Consider the following 17,003-nt stretch of genomic DNA (forward strand, 5'->3'; position numbering starts at 1 on the left):
TAATATCCAGATGCTTACAGCGTATTTTTTCGGTATTCGGATGGCGTTAAATTGTATATTTCCTTAAAACATTTGTTAAAATAGGCACGACTTTCAAAACCAGTTTCAAAAATAACTTCTGTAACTGGAATATTTGTTTCTTTTAATAAACGAGCAGCTTCAATTATTCGAATCTCACGAATGTATTCTTTGGGTGATTTGTTTATTGAAGTCTTAATTTCATTGTACAGTTTTGTCTTGCTCATATTCATTGCCTCAGCAAATTCATTTACTGAAAATTTCGAATCAGATAAGTTCTGAAAAACTATTTCACGAATTTTTTGCTCAAAAGGATCTGTAGAAGAGGCAATATCAACAACTTGTTTTCTCTTTTTCCTATTATAAAAAACATAAGCTAGCCCCAGAATAAACAAAATAATTACTAACACAAATACATCAGGTGTTCTTGTCTGTTTTTCTTTAATATTTACTTCCCAAAAGCTACTTTCTTTCTCAAAAACTTTTTTTACTTCTATATCAGAAAGGGGTTTATTCCAAACAACCAGATCATCGATTTGTCCTTTATAGAAATCATTCCAAAGATTGGTTCCAACTTGCAACTCTTTAACTACTGGCTGATATTCTTTAATCTCAAAGAAATCTATTTTTTCTCCATTCAGATAAAATGTAACTCCTTGCTGTTCTTTAAAAGTCACTGCTATATGTTGCCATTTATCTTGAACAATTCTGGCATCGCTATCAGTTATATCAATTATCTGAGGGATTGTGAAAAGCAAAGCTCCATCGGTTGTTATTCTGAATGCATAGGCATGCCCCAGAGCTGCAATGGCACCATAATCGCGATTAAATTCATTTTGTTTTACCCAGGCAGAAATTGTTACAGCATTGTCAATCGGCAGTTTTCCAAAATCAATGTAACTGTCCTTCCCATTAAACTCGGCAACATTTCCTTTTAATGAATCTCTCAAAAAACTAACATTAAAAGTTTCTGAATACTCGCCCGCAGAATAAAATCTTTTAGGAGTATTAAATGAATGATACAGTACAATTCCATCTGTTATCGATTCTGAATAAGGGCGTTTTTCGAATAATTTTTTTATGGTATTTTCACCAATGGCTTCTTTGTAAATTTGAATATTTTGCATGGAACCATGAAAATCTTCACGCCAATTGTCCTTTCCAATTAAAACCTGATTTTGCCATTCACCTTTTTCTCTCCCCCATTGGAACTCACCAACTAATTTGGTGTTTAGATAAATTTTTGTACTTGGGAAATCAATAACAAATGATACAAAAATCCAATTATCTGCACTTAATAAAAGTCCTTCGGTATTATCGTCACGCACACTCGGTTGGGTAAATTGTAACTCTCTATTAGTTGTTGTCCTTAACCAAAAGGCTTCTGGAATACCAACAATTGCCATATTTTTTTTTAGCAAATCAGCAGGTTTTATCCAGGCACAAAAAGAAAACGTATTATCGAATTGTTCATTAAACTCTATATACGAGTCCGCTCCATTAAATAGGTATGAAGTTCCTGTTTTTTCGTGATTTTTTATCTTAACATGGTGTGGTATAAATGATTGTATTTCGGAAATATTAATAGGCAATGGCTCTTGCTTATTTGCAAAAGTCAGTTCACAAAACAAAAGCATACACCATGTACTCAAAAATATTTTTGGAACCGTCCTCAATCTATGTTAAGTTATAGTGGTAAAAATACAATTTACAATTTTATCTTATCGTCGTTACTTATTATTTTAGGCTCTTTTTCTTCTGGTAAATCTAACCTGTTTTGAAATTGACAATCAAAATTCAAATTGTAGATGTTATCTGATGGGTTATTGAAAGAATCGTATTGAACTAATCTAAGCTTTTTGAGTTGAAACAATTTAGCATATTCATACTTTTTTAATAGCCTTTAAATACATGCAACAATGCATTATTTTCACCAACAAGGAGTATTTTTCCTCGTTTGGTTTGTATACCTTTTAATGCTTTTATATTTCCCGGAACAAAAAAACCACTTTTCCATGAAGGCATGGCCTCAAACTCTCCATTTGCATTTCCCCTTAAGAAAACTCCTGTACCAGCATCTGCTCTACTCGTTTCTACTTCTGCTTCATATTTATTTCCTGCTAATAGTATATCTAAATATCCGTCATCATCAAAATCATCACAGACAATACCATTCACTAAGGCATATTGAGCTTCATTTGGTAAAGGCTCTATACTAAACTTTCCTTTTCCTTTATTTCTAATAATTGATGATCTAAATTCATCTGCCTTAAGATGTAATGCTTCTTCTAAAGAAGAAACACCATAAATATCTATTAGATTAGCTTCTGCAAAACCTGTGAACGTAGGGAATTTATCTTTAATGAAAGGCATTTGCTCTGTTGAGCACATTTTACCTCTTACTGGAAAAAGTTTGTTATTTATATCTTTAGCTAATACGATATCAACAGATCCTGTTTTGTCAAAATCACTACCATAAATATGAAATGGTTTTTCTTTATTAGCATGAAACTTATAATTTAACCCCAGGTTTCCAGCTATATAATCAAAATCTCCATCATTATCAACATCTGCCTTTACAATAACATTCCACCATCCTGAAGTTTTTGAAAATCCAAGTTTTTTTGTGGTATTTTTAAAGTTTCCATCACTGTTTTCCAAAAAAGTAATCGGCATCCACTCGCCCACAACAATTAAATCTGTGTCCCCATCTTCATCAAAATCAGTTGAAATGGCATCAGTAACCATTCCTAATTCTGCAATAGCCTCTATATTTAAAACTTTCTTAAATACACCATTAACATTTTCTAATAAATGACTAGAGGCAGGATAGGGATATTTTCCTTTGGCTGCATCACCTCCAATAAACACATCCAAATCACCATCCTTGTCATAGTCAAGTGTTGTGATACAAGATCCATAGTTTTTTAATACAGGAAGGGCATTTAAACTTTTTTTAAATTGCCCCGTTCCATCATTTAAATATAACCTATCAAATAAATCTTCACTATTTTCATCTTTTTCATAGCTACCACTTACAACATATAGGTCATCAAATCCATCATTATTTACATCAAAAAAAAGAGCCGCCATATCTTCACTTTTCTTATCTAAATCAAAATCAAGTTGCGGGGAGAAACTAAATTTTCCCGACTGTTGCTGCACATAAATTGCTCCAGAAAACAGTGTTGCTCCTCCAACAAAAAAATCCTGTAAACCATCTTTATTAATATCGCCAACAGCTAAACATGGTCCTTTTGAAGATAACTTATGAGGCAATAATAATTGATCTTTAAAATCATCATAAGAAAAATCAATATGCTTATATTCTTCTGATAAGATATCGTTAGTTTTTGTGAAATACGTTTTAACTAATTCGCTCTTATTTGAGAATTCAGTTGCATCCTTATAATTTAATAATAACTTTTTATCTGCCTTTACATTGTAAAGTTTCTGCCGTTTTCCATCTGACCAAGTTACCTCTAAGCTATCTATCATTTTTGCTTTTCCCAGCCCGAAATGTATCAAAGGCTCTGATGCTGAAAAATAACCACGCGTGGTTTGCATTTCTTTTACTTGTATTGTTTTTTTATTAAAAATTTTCACTTTAGCTCCATAGCCAAAGTGATTATTTTTTTGCCCTTTAAAGCCAATTTTTAAATAGTGATTTCCTTTATTGGCCGATAGGTTTTCAAATAAAAAAGCATGGTCATTTATATTATTACATATTAAATCTAAATCGCCATCATTATCAAAATCCGCATAAGCCGAACCATTAGAAAATGATGGTTGACCAACATTCTCTTCTGAACTAATATTCTTAAATGTAATGTCTCCATTATTTTTAAATAGATAGTTTTTTAGCTTAACGGAAGGGTAAAGTGCTCTTACTTTTTTAAGTTCATTCTCACCAACATTTATGTCCTTTTTTTCTTTTAAACTTTTAACGTATTTCTTTTCATCAATACGTGCATCCATATTAGTAACATCTCTCAATATGCCATTTGTTACATGAATATCATTAAATCCGTCTAAATCAAAATCGGCAATTAAACATGACCAACTCCAATCTGTACTCTCAATACCTGCAAAATAACTGAGATCTTTAAAAAGAGGTTTGTTCTTAGTAAAAACCCCATTATTAATTTGCATAACATTATGCATATACTGCCAATGGTAACCAGATTTTACCATGTTGTACATAACGTCTCTAGGCATCATACTCATTGAAACCTTAGAGCGTTTATAATCTTGTGGCAACATATCTAATGCAAAAATATCTTGATATCCATCATTATTTATGTCTGCGACGTCTGCTCCCATACTATAATTTGAAGTATGTTGAAAAAACTCTTTAGCTTTATTATTAAAAGTCCCATCTCCATTATTCATATAGAGAAAATCTGGTCCTGCAAAATCATTTGTCACAAAAATATCCTTCCAGCCGTCATTATTAAAATCGCCTACAGATGTTGTAAGTCCGAAGAAAATATCTGGTTTAATTCCTGCTTCTTTCGACACATCAGTAAACGTTAAATCTCCATTATTTCTATATAACTTATCTGAACCTCCGTATAGCTTACTAGCTGGGTCGCTATATATTTTTTCAACATCAACAATTTCGTTGGCTAGTTTAAACTTAACTGGTGTATTTGCTATATACACATCTAAATCGCCATCATTATCATAATCAAAAAAATTAGATTGAATAGAATGGCTTGTAATTTCTGACAGACCATACATTATCGATGATTCTTTAAAAGTTAAATCTTTATTATTTATATACAACAGGTTTTTTTGAATGGCATCACTTTCTGGTCCAGATCTACAAACATAAAGATCTAACCAACCATCATTATTTATATCTACTGTTGTTACCCCTGTATAAAAGCCCCCTTCTCCTTTCACCTTTGCTTTTTCTGTAATATCTTCAAATTGTAAATTTCCTTTATTAAGATACAATTTGTTCTCTCCCATACTGGAAGTAAAATAAACATCTACTAAACCATCATTATTAAAATCGGCAGTAGCCACACCTGCTCCCATATACATATGCATAAAAAGGTAATAATTGAATTGAGATGTTTCTTCTATTTTATTATTAAAAAGCAACTTAGAATGTTCAGCTGTTATTTGTCTGAATACTTGTTGCTCCTTTTGTCCAAAAGTAATTTGAGCAAAATACGTCATACTTATTAAAAATATATAGTGCGTCATTCTGTTCATTCTACTAATTTATTTTTATCAGTTTTGTCTTTCCATTATTAACACCAACAACTAAAGCTTTTCCCTGTAGATGGTTTATAAGCTTAATTTCTTTAACATCGTACGAAATATTTAAACCACTATTTTGCATCAAAATTGGTGAAAATTGAAATGCCCCTTTTCCTTTTAAAAACAAGCCTAAACTAGCATCGTTTCTTGGTGTTTCAATCTCTGATCCGTATAAATTCCCAGCAATTATTAAATCATTTATACCATCTTTATCGACATCGTAAATTACTGAACTGTTTATATTTGATATTTGTGCTAAATCGGGCAAAGGCCTTATTTCATAATTTCCTTTTCCCTTGTTTTCAATAGTAATACTTTCAAAGGTCTTAGCTTGATAATGTAAAAGAGAATTACTTAATGATGTTTCTCCATATACATCTACCAAACTTGATGCTGCAAAATCATTATATGTTTTAAACTTATTTTTTATTTCGGGTATTTGTTGCGTAGAACAGGACTTACCTCTTACAGGGTATTGCTGACCGTAGTTGTAATAACTTAATACAATATCATTTTTTCCACTGTTGTCAAAATCACCGTAATGAACGGAAAAGGGTTCTTTTTCTGTTGTTTTATATTTATAGTTTAGTCCAAGGTTACCCAAAACAAAATCTTCGTCTCCATCATTATCTATATCGCCTTTGGTTATACTAAACCACCATCCTGCTGTGTTTTCAAAATTAAATTTAGTCGTACTGTTAGAAAATATACCGTTTGTATTCTCTAAAACGGTTATGGGCATCCACATACCCACTACTAACAAATCTAAATCTTTGTCTCCATCAAAATCAGTCCAAACCGCATCTGTTACCATACCCAATTTATTTAATACGTCATTATTAGTATTTAAAAAACTAAGCTTTCCGGTTTCTACCAATTGATTCTTCAAGATATAACTTTGTGCAGGCTCAGGATATTTCCCTGGTACTTGCCTACCTCCCACAAACAAATCCATGTCACCATCATTATCAAAATCAGCCGATTTTACTCTAGAACCGCTAGCCGTAATTTCAGGTAGCGTATTTATTGACAACCTAAAACTTCCATTCCCCGAATTGATATATAATCTATCTTGATAATTTAGCGAATTAATTTCTGATTCATTTCCGCCAGAAACCACATAAATATCTTGATCGCCATCGTTATCGGCATCAAAAAAGACACTCCCCATGTCTTCTCTATTAAGCTGTGGTAGTGCTAAACTCTTTTCATTAAATGTACCATGACTAGTTTGGATTAGTAGCTTACCATCACAATTTAACGGGCCTCCAATATAAAAATCTTCTAACCCATCTCTATTAACATCTGCTATAGCAATACCAGACCCCAAAGTAGACATTCTATGAGGCAATAATACTTCTCGTTCATAATCATCAAACCTATTTTCTCGATGTATATATGTTACATTAGATCTTTCTGTAATATCTTCAAAATAATATTGTTTTTTAAGGTTCTTAGAAGGGTGTTTTTTTAAATTATCTACTTCAACCTTTAATGTTTGATTTGCCTTTATGTCTTTTAAAATTGAGGATTTACCATGACTCCAGTCTATCTTTAAACTATCAATATGTTTTATTTTTCCAAGTCCAAAGTGTATGACCTCTTCACTGCTCGAATTAATACCTCTTGCGTTGGTTAATTGTGAGGTTTGAATACCATTTTTATGGAATATAGTCACTCTTGTTCCTATAAAACTTTTCTGTTTCCCTTTACTTGTAAAAAGAATTCTTAGATAATTATTATCGTTTTTTTGATTTGTATTATTTTCATATACATCTACCACATCATCTATATTATTAATTACCAAATCCAAATCGCCATCATTATCTAAATCCGCATAAGCTGCACCTGTAGAAAACCTACTATGGCCTAAGCCCCAATCGTCTGTTTTGTTTTCAAATTTTAATCCATTACTGTTTTTATACATGTAATTTTTTATCTTATTTGAAGGAAAAAAGGATAGTATGGTTTCTAAATCTAAATACTTCCATATATCAGCATCTTTTTGATTATTTAGTTGATGCTTTTGTAGAGTATTTCCAATATAAGTGTCTAATTTTTTTAGCGCATCTGTATTACCAATTTCATGACGAATTCCGTTAGTGACAAATAAATCTAGTAAACCATCATTATCAAAATCGGCCAGCAATGGGGACCAACTCCAATCGGTGCTAGCAATGCCTGCTATTTGACCTATTTCGCTAAATAGCATATTTCCATTTGAGTCAGTACCATTGTTTAATTGCAAAGTGTTAAACATGTATTGATAATGTCCGCCTTTACTAACATTCGTCCAAAATTCATTTGGATTCATGGCACTCATATTACTTTTCAGCTTAAAATTATCTTCAGCCACCATATCTAGTTCTACAAAATCTAATAAACCATCATTGTTAACGTCTCCAACATCAGAGCCCATACTAAAGTAGGATGTATGTTTAATGTTTTTATAAATTTTATTACTGAAGGTTCCGTCCTTATTATTTATATAAAAAAAGTCTGGTCCTTTATAATCGTTCGCTACATAAATATCCTGCCAACCGTCATTATTAAAATCGGCAATGGTTGAGCTTAATCCATATCCATAATTGGATAGATTACCGTTATCTGATTTTTGAATAAACTTTCCGTTTACATTTTCAAGCAACCTATAATTTTCATAGGGTTCAATTAACTTTTCATCTTTTCGAGGAGCTAGTATGGAAGCGTTTTTGGGTTGATTTATCATAAAAACATCCAAATCGCCATCTCTATCAAAATCAAAAAAATTAGCTTGTGTCGTTCTATGATTATCATTTAAACCAAATGCTTTAGCAGATTCGGTAAAGCTTGTATCTCCATTATTAATGTATAATTCATTTTCTCTAAGAGTTACTTTATCATCATACAAACTTTTGCATACATATATATCTTTAAATCCATCGTTGTTTACATCTACAATAGTAACATATGTTGACCAACCTCCTTTGTTTAGTATACCTGCTTTCTCCGTAATGTCTTCAAATCCCAGATTCCCTTTATTGAGGTATAATTTATCTGAGACCTGATTTCCTGTAAAATAAATATCCTGAAGTCCATCATTATTAATATCTCCAATAGCTACTCCGCCTCCTTTATAGAAACCTTTATAAACAAATATGTTGTTTTCAGTTGTTTGTTGTAATGTATTTTTAAAATTGATTTTTGTACTAGAAGCGTCTAGTAAAGTGAATGTAGATACGGACTCTTTAAATTCAACTGTTTCTTCTTTTAATTCCCTTAATTGTTTTGGTTTATCACAACGACTCAACATTGTAATTAAATAAAAAAGAATTATAAACTTATATCTCGGTTTTTTTAAAATTAAATTCATTTTTATTATACTTTTCACAAATTCACTAGGGTATTATTTAAAAATGAGGCTGTTAAAAAAACAGCCTCATTACAAATTACTAACTTAAAAAGTAATTAAAAAGTAAAACCACTAAAACGTTTCACTAATTCTTTTTTAGTCTAAAGGGTTGAAAGTACCATTTGGCCAACCCTCAGTTTGCTCTAAAGCAGGATTTCTATCCAAATCATTTTGAGGAATATCTCTAAAATAATAATGATCCAAATAATTTACAGTATCTCCATCAGCAATTTCACTTCCTAGTCTTTCAATACTTCTAAATGTTGTTGTAAAGTAAGTATTGTAATCAACTGGATCATTTAAATCTACTGTTCCTGAAAGTACAAGGCCTTCAAGGATTTTTCTGTCATCCAATATATTGTCATTTGCAGGTTCTAATGCATCAAATGCTGCTGTTTTTTTAATAACATACCCGCGTCTAACATTACCATTCATAACAGTTGCATACAATCTACGTCGTTTTAAATCTTGAGCTCTTTTACCTTCAAAAACAAGTTCTATACGTCTTTCCAATAAAATAGCGTCTCTCATTTGGTCTACATCCATACCTACTTGTAAACCGTATAAACCATCTCCACCTGCCTCTACTCCAGCGCGTTCACGAATGTCTTGCAAAGCAGCATATGCTTCTGCCGTATTTCCAATTTCATTTGCTGCTTCTATAGTGTTTAATAAAACCTCTGTAAATCGAATTTCCATCCAATCCGTTGGTGAACTGTTTGCTTCGGTATCGACTATCGAACCATCAACTGCTTTTCTAGTATCAAGTCCAGATCTTGTTATAAAACCATTACCTTGACTTTCTATACGAGATTCCTGGAATGACCACTGTATATCACTCGTTCTAGTTGGGCTTCCAGTATTTAAAGGCCAAAGATCTCCATTCCAAGAAAATGTATCTGTAAATCTAGGGTCTCTATTTAACCAAAACGCAGTCGAATTATATGTATATGCTGAAGTAGGGTCATTAATCATCTTACCATCTTTCATTGGGTAAGCATCGAACAAACCAATAGTTCCCTTATTAAAATAATAACCTGTCCCTAATGCCACAACCCACGGTCTTTGTCCCGCATCATTTGCATGACCAGCATCAACACTATACTGTGTAACCATAATTGCCTCAGGGTTACCAGGCCCTTCATCAAACCACATACCTGAATAACTAGGGTGTAAACCTTTTCCTTGTCCTTCTAAATAGGTTAGTGCGGCTTTATTAGCATCATAAGCAGCTTGCCAACGCCCCGCACTTTGTGTAGGATCAAACAGTTCACTAGCATAATGCAACAATACACGCCCTTTATAAGCCATGGCTGCCCCTTTTGTTATTCTACCATAATCAGCCCCTTGATCTGCATAATTATCTGGCAGCAAAGTTATTGCTTCATCTAAATCTGTCAAAATTTGAGCGATGCATTCAGACGTTTTACTTCTTGGTATATTAAGATCATCATTATTTAAATCTAATACTTTTAATATGATAGGTACACCTCCAAACGTATTTACTAACTCAAAATATATTTTTGCTCTAAAAAATAATGCCTGCCCTCTCATTAAGTTTTGTGCTTCAACAGAAATAGACCCGGTACCAACATTCTCTAATAAAATATGAATATTTCTTAAAGCTTCATAAGAATTACTAATAAAATTTCCACCAACCGAACCCGGCGATAACTCTCCATACAATAAAGAGCCTCCGCCCTCATCATTATCTGTAATACCAGCAGCCCCAGTAGGCCACCCATCTATATTATCACTGTAAATATCACTTAAAAAACCATTTGCCAGAACTTCATCATTCCAAACAAGATCAGGTCCTGCATCGGATAAGTTTTCTTTGTCTAAAACATCATCACAACTTGCATATATAAATATGCATATCATTAAAAGTATACTTTTATATTTTGTATTCATCATAATTGTTTAAATTTTGTTAAAATGTTATATTAACTCCAAAAGTATATGACTTATTTAATGGAATTACTCTCCCTGTAGTTTCAGGATCGTAATCCTTAACCGCGCTATAGACCATAAACAGATTTGTACCATTTGCAAAAAGTGTAATATCTTCAACTCCAATTTTATTAACCACATTATCTGGTAATGTATATCCGATATTCAGATTTTTTAATCTTATGAAATCTGCTTTTTCAAGCCAAAATGAAGAATTGGTTAGATTATTTCTAGAATTATATCTTGGATACGATGCGTTAGGGTTATCTGGAGTCCAGGAATCATTCCAAGCTGTCCACGATGATTCTCCAGCACCAGCAAATGTAAATCTTGAATTCTGCGGTCTGTATTGATGAGCTCCTGCCGTACCTTGTAAAAATGCTTGAAGCTTAAATCCTTTATAATTTAAACCTAATGTCATCCCATAATTATAAGGAGCACTTGAATGGTTTGCAAGAACCTCCCTATCATTATCATCTATTATACCATCAGGTGTATTAGCTTGTGGGTCTGTTGCAGCCGGCCCTCTAAGGTCTGCATAATACAATTCCCCAAGTACAGGTGTTTGTCCATTAAAAGAATACCCATCAGCAATTAAGCCATCTAATTGTTCTTGTGTTCTAATAATACCTAATGCCCTGTATCCTAACAAGTCATTTCTCCCTGTAAATTGCCCAGTACGAACTAAGTGAGGTCTCGTATCGTCTGCTTCATCAAAAATATCAAACTTCGTGGTGGCTTTACTAAAATTCAATCCAACCTCATACGAGAGATTGTTACTAATATTATCGTTATAGTTCAATAATATTTCAAATCCTTTAGTTGTATTTGCTCCATAATTAACCCTTGGTGGACTATCTCCAAAGGTTGTTGGTGTGGTTTGTATTCTATTACCAAATAAATCTGTTCTTTTATTTGTAAATATGTCTAAGGTTGTTGATAATTTATTAGACAACATTTTAAAATCTATACCAAAATTATAGGACTCTTGAGTTGACCAAGTTAAAAACCTATTAGGTAACCCTTGAATACTTAATCTATTTGATTGTGAAGTTCCAGTTCCAAAAATTGGGCCTGAAGCACCTAAAAGGTTATAGTTTTGAATAAACTCAAAATTAAAGCCATCTCCTATATCATCATTACCCGTTTTACCCCAAGAATATCTAACTTTGAAGAAGTCGAAAAAACCAAGTTTTTCCTTAAAGAACCCCTCTTCACTAGCAATCCATCCTGCAGATATAGATGGAAAAAAACCAAATTGTTGTTCTGGTAAAAACTGCACAGAACCGTCATACCTAAAAGAGGCATTTAACAAATACTTATCTTTAAAGTTATAACCAACTGCTCCAATATAAGATTGTCTTCCATCTTCACTTTTACTTCCACCAACAAACTGTTCATCATCTGCTCCACTAATAGCGTTTAATACCAATATATCTTCAGATAATAAATTTCTTACAAATGCATTGATACCAGCACTCTCTATCTCAGTCTGTTCGTAATTAAAAAAGGCATTTACTTTATGGTTTCCAAAGGTATTATCATATTTTAATCTGGCATTTATTTGAACCGTTTCCGTTGTACCATTAATCTGGTTTAGCCTTGGTGTATTACCACCATCTGTACGTACACGTGTTCCAACAATCTCGTCAGTCAATTCAAACCTGTTCCCTGGCACAGTACCAAAGACAACTGCAGTCATTGGTCTTCTAAATAATTCTCTTTCTGTGCTCTCGTTTATTTGACTGTAAGTAAATCCAGCCACTAAACCTTTAACTTTAGGGATTTTATAATTTGCATCAATAATATAATTTGTATTTGAAGCTTTTCTATCGTTATGCCCTCCTCCTTCATTTACTAAATTCGCAGCATTCCAACCATTATTATTTGCTACAAATTCGCCATTTCTTGTAGCATTGCCCCATGCTCCATTACGTCCAAATGTTCTATAAAAATCTCCAAAATCTTCATCACCTTGATTCCATCTCCAATAGAATTCCTCTCTTAAATCGTTACTGGTACTTATATTTAATGATACATCTAAATTATCGGAAAGTGCTACATTTACTTTTGCCCTAAACGTCGTTTTTTTATAATCTAAATTAGGTACTGTTCCCGATTCTTTAACATGTGATCCGGAAATAAAATAATTCACATTTTCTGTTGCACCAGATGCCGTTAATGCATACCTATTAAGCACAGGTGTTTCTTGTACTTCTTCAGAAAAGTTTTTAAAACCTGCTGTTCTTAAAAACTCTAATTCTTCAGGATTAATACGACCTCCATCATCTGGAGCTGCATTATTAAAATCTTTATCTTGATTAATTAATAATGCTGTTTCATAAGCCGACGTAAATTTAGGTTGCCTCACTGGGGATGTGGTACCAATATTCGAAGTGAAATTTAAAACAGGGGCTCCTCTTTTACCTTTCTTAGTTGTTACCAAAACCACACCATTGGCCGCTCTTGCCCCATAAACAGCTGCGGATGCTGCATCTTTTAATACCGTTACTGTTTCTACTTCACTAACGTCTAAACGATCAAAATTTGCCTTATCTAAAGCAATACCGTCTATAACATATAAAGGCTCTGTACTTCCACCAAAACCAGTTTGGTCTGCACCCCTAACATTAATATTAGATGACCTACCTGGTTTACCACTTGTTCTATCTACGCGAACACCGGCTATTCTACCAGCAATAGCACCACCTAATGAGGTGTTTGGAATTTCATTAAGTTTTTCCGCTTTAATAGATGCAACAGAACTCGTAATTGTTTTTTTAATCGCGGTACTATATCCTACAACCACTACTTCTTCTAAATCGCTAACATTTTCTTTCATGGAAAGATCATAAACAGCTTGCGGTCCCACAACAACATCTACACTTGAATAACCTAAAAATGAGAATCTTAAAGTGTCTCCATCATTAGCACTAATGCTATAATTACCATCAAAATCGGTTTGAGTACCTTTGTTTGTGCCAATAACTAAAATGTTTACTCCAGGAATAGGCACGCCATTGGGGTCTGTAATTGTTCCTTTTATCTCCGTTTGTTGAAGTATGGAGGTTTCTATTTTTAAAACAGGTTTTTTATTTTTTCCTGTTTTTAAAATAATCTGTTTCTTCTTAACCTTAAAGTAGATATCGGTATCTAAAAATAAGGATTCTAAAATATCAGAAATACGTTCTTTATTAAAATTTATAGATACTTTTCTGCCTGCGTCTATTCTCTTATGATTGTATAAAAACTTAAACTCAGATAGAGTTTCAATGTTTTTAAAAACATCTTCTATTGATACATTATCAAGTTTTAAAGTAATTTTTGTATTCTGTGAATATGTATTATTCGCTTGAATTTGAAATAGTGCAACAATAAAGAGAAGTGTTGTAAGTTTCATTTTTAAATCGAATTTAAATAATTTTCCACATGGTGAAAGCTTACTAAAGTTGAATTTTTTCATACTTTTGTTTTGGTTTTGTGATTTAACTTAGTTTAGATCACTTTATTAATCGGGAAATGTTCGCGCATTTTCCGGTTTTTTATATAAAGTAATTTTTGGTCTTAATAAATAGTAGTTAGTTTTTACATACGCATATGGTTTTTAAGGTTTATATTTAAAGGGGTTCAGTAATTATAATTTTGTTGCCGTTTAGTCTGGTATACCTAAATGGTGTATCCTCTTTAAACGCATCTAAAACATCTTCAATAGTTTCTTCACTACTACTAAACGTTGCTGTATATACTTGGCTATCTAAAAATTGATAGTGATTTTCAATAATCACGTCATAATGCCGTTCTAACTTTTTTACAATGTTTTCGTAAGCAGATTTCCTAAACAGTAAAATACCATCTTTCCAAGCTGTATACAATTGGGTATCAACTTTATTAACAGCCATTTCTTTATTGTTTTTATTCCACGCAGCTTTGTGTCCCGGAGTAAGCAATGTTTCTATTTTTGGTGAATTCAATCCAGTTTCTCCATAGAGTCTTACAGAACCTTCTACCAAAACGGTATTTATATTTGTATCTTCCGGGTAATAGGACATATTAAATTCGGTACCTAATACCTCAACATTAATATCATTAGCATTGACTATAAAAGGATGTGTTTTGTCTTTAGCTACTTCAAAATAGGCTTCTCCTTTTAAAAATACTTTTCTTTGTAATCCCTTTATGAACTTTACGGGGTATCTTATTGATGTTCCTGCATTTAATTTTATTTTGGTCCCATCAGATAATTCCAAATCAAAGAGCTTTCCATAAGGAATTGTTAATTCATTATAAACAAGTGCTTCTGTACTATTTTTGTTTGCATTAGAATAACTTATTTGGTTTCCTTCTTGGGTTCCAATGACATTTCCTTTTTGATCTATAATTTTTTCTTCTCCAGTTTCAGAAATAACTTTTATATTCCCATCGCTTAAAGTAAGCGTTATGGCATTAGTATCAATAACGGCAGGTGATGAAACCACTTTGTTTTTAGAAAAAAAGTTGTTTTGATAAAAATAAAAAGTCCCAACTAAAAATAATGCAAAGGTAGCCGCTACCTTAAATATAAGCCCTATTCTTTTTTTAGAGTCCTTTTTTTTATCATCGTTCTCTATTTCGTTCATAATTTGGTAAAAAAGAAGCTCAGATTCATAATCAAGATCTTCTTTAATATTTTCTTTAGAAACATCTAAGTTTTTCCGGTACATGTCAAATAGTTCCTTAACGTTGTCTTTAGACTCTGAATTTCTAACAAACTCTAAAAGGGTATTAAACTCATTCTTAGTTAAAGTGTTATTAACATACTTTTTAAAAATATCCTCTATGTATTTTGGTGTTTTCATTATAGCCTTTATGGGTAGGTATATAAGTAATACACTTTAAAACTAGAAAAGTCCCAAATGGATGTTTTTTAATCAAGTAAGAAGGTATTAAAAGCTAACACCCCAGTTAAAACATTAAGGGAATTCTTTAGGTTAAAAAAACAGGTAATAGGGTAACTCTATGACAATAAGTAAAATGATTTAGTTGTCATTCCGACGAAGGAGGAATCTCATAATATGATTCGCTTAATGGGATTTCTCCTAAAGTTTACCTTGAGTGAAGCTGAAAGGTCAGAATAACAAAATTGACACATTCAGTCCTTAACTTATAGACATGGTAGGGGTGTCGGGTATTAAAAAAAGAAAGAAGTCGTAAAGTAAGCAAACAGGTAAGTACTTATATGCGGGTGAAGCTGTTCTTTAATAATCTGTAATGTTTTCCACAAATGATTTTTTACAGTCTTTTGGGAAATGCCTAGCAAATCGGCAATCTCTTGATTGCTTTTACCTTCTTCTCTCGACAGAATATAGATAGAACGCTTTTGTTTTGGAATTCCTAATAATATATCATTTACTATATCTGTATATTCAGAAAAAACCAATTCATCTTCAGTTTGTTTTGAAATATGAGTTATATTTTGCCATACTTCTTGTCTTAAAGATTCTCTGTTAGAAATGGCTCTAAGGTGATTATAAGTTAAATTTTTTGCAATAGTAAAAATAAATGACTCAAATGATTTTGAACAGTCTATAGTAGCTCTTTTGGTCCAAACTTTAATAAAAACAGCTTGAAGAATTTCCTCTGTATTATATTTTGATTTTGTAATAGCATATATAAAATAATATAATCCTTTTTGATAGGTATTAAAAATAACATTAAAAGACTCTTTATTTCCTTTTTTTAAAGAAATGAGTGTCTCTTCCATACTTGTTTCTGAATTTTTCAAAAAAGGCTAAATTTAATTATTAAAAAGTTTAGAAATTTAGAAGCTGTATACTAAGCTTCAAAAGCCATTAAAAGTATCCTAGATAATTGAATTTGTGATTAATTATTATTTTTATCACACTTTTGCTAAACTTTTATTCTATTTCTACAAAGGTTTATTTTAGATATTTATAATATGTTTTATATCAAAACACACTTCAGACAAAATATTATCAATTCAAATATAATATAACTAAAAACTTACTACTACTAATAAATTGACTTAATGTGATACTATTTTTGCATATTCTAAAATTGAAATACTATAAAGTTGACATTAAATACAATATTGAAAGTTTATCCTCTCATTATACAAATTTTCAGCTATATAAAGTATTAAGCTTTAGGGTGAGCCTCAGCTCCTAAATAGTGATCGATTCATAAGGTTGAGGTGTTAAAACTAGAGGCTGTCTAAAAAGTGCCATTCTGAATATTACCGAGAAACAAAATATATTTTGTTTAGAAGGTAGCAGCGAAACTGTGAAGAATCTCTTTAAAACATAATATACTAATTTATAAAATCATAAGATTCTTCGCTATGCTCTGAATGACAAAATATATTACTTTT

At 31.9% G+C, this 17,003-nt stretch carries 7 protein-coding genes; all 7 read right to left on the reverse strand.

What is annotated here, in order from left to right; genetic code table 11:
- Positions 1 to 14: 14 nt before the first annotated feature.
- On the reverse strand, positions 15 to 1,670 hold the full coding sequence (locus Q4Q47_RS00600) for a LamG-like jellyroll fold domain-containing protein (RefSeq protein WP_303304712.1): 1,656 nt from the start codon (positions 1,668 to 1,670) through the stop codon (positions 15 to 17).
- Positions 1,671 to 1,911: 241 nt separating this feature from the next.
- Positions 1,912 to 5,235, reverse strand: coding sequence for a VCBS repeat-containing protein (locus Q4Q47_RS00605; protein WP_303304713.1), 3,324 nt, complete (start codon positions 5,233 to 5,235; stop codon positions 1,912 to 1,914).
- Between the two features lie 13 nt (positions 5,236 to 5,248).
- The gene (locus Q4Q47_RS00610; protein WP_303304714.1) at positions 5,249 to 8,644 is read right to left on the reverse strand and encodes a VCBS repeat-containing protein; all 3,396 of its coding nucleotides are present in this window, start codon (positions 8,642 to 8,644) and stop codon (positions 5,249 to 5,251) included.
- Between the two features lie 135 nt (positions 8,645 to 8,779).
- Complete coding sequence (locus Q4Q47_RS00615) at positions 8,780 to 10,600, reverse strand: RagB/SusD family nutrient uptake outer membrane protein (RefSeq protein ID WP_303304715.1); 1,821 nt, start codon at positions 10,598 to 10,600, stop codon at positions 8,780 to 8,782.
- A gap of 16 nt (positions 10,601 to 10,616) precedes the next feature.
- Positions 10,617 to 14,099, reverse strand: coding sequence for a TonB-dependent receptor (locus Q4Q47_RS00620; RefSeq protein WP_303304716.1), 3,483 nt, complete (start codon positions 14,097 to 14,099; stop codon positions 10,617 to 10,619).
- A 154-nt stretch (positions 14,100 to 14,253) separates the two neighbouring features.
- Positions 14,254 to 15,471, reverse strand: a complete 1,218-nt coding sequence (locus Q4Q47_RS00625) for a FecR family protein (protein WP_303304717.1) — start codon at positions 15,469 to 15,471, stop codon at positions 14,254 to 14,256.
- Positions 15,472 to 15,803: 332 nt separating this feature from the next.
- Positions 15,804 to 16,397 carry an RNA polymerase sigma factor gene (locus Q4Q47_RS00630; protein WP_303304718.1) on the reverse strand — a complete coding sequence of 198 codons (594 nt, stop codon included), beginning with the start codon at positions 16,395 to 16,397 and terminating at the stop codon, positions 15,804 to 15,806.
- Positions 16,398 to 17,003 lie beyond the last annotated feature (606 nt).

The organism is Flavivirga spongiicola, from assembly GCF_030540825.1.
GTDB classification, from domain to species: Bacteria; Bacteroidota; Bacteroidia; order Flavobacteriales; family Flavobacteriaceae; genus Flavivirga; species Flavivirga spongiicola.

What these genes read in the sequence shown, in the direction of transcription:
- Q4Q47_RS00605 (WP_303304713.1), bottom strand. Translation starts at nt 5,235, where the DNA reads ATGACGCACTATATATTTTTAATAAGTATGACGTATTTTGCTCAAATT.
- Q4Q47_RS00610 (WP_303304714.1), bottom strand. Translation starts at nt 8,644, where the DNA reads ATGAATTTAATTTTAAAAAAACCGAGATATAAGTTTATAATTCTTTTT.
- Q4Q47_RS00615 (WP_303304715.1), bottom strand. Translation starts at nt 10,600, where the DNA reads ATGATGAATACAAAATATAAAAGTATACTTTTAATGATATGCATATTT.
- Q4Q47_RS00620 (WP_303304716.1), bottom strand. Translation starts at nt 14,099, where the DNA reads ATGAAAAAATTCAACTTTAGTAAGCTTTCACCATGTGGAAAATTATTT.
- Q4Q47_RS00625 (WP_303304717.1), bottom strand. Translation starts at nt 15,471, where the DNA reads ATGAAAACACCAAAATACATAGAGGATATTTTTAAAAAGTATGTTAAT.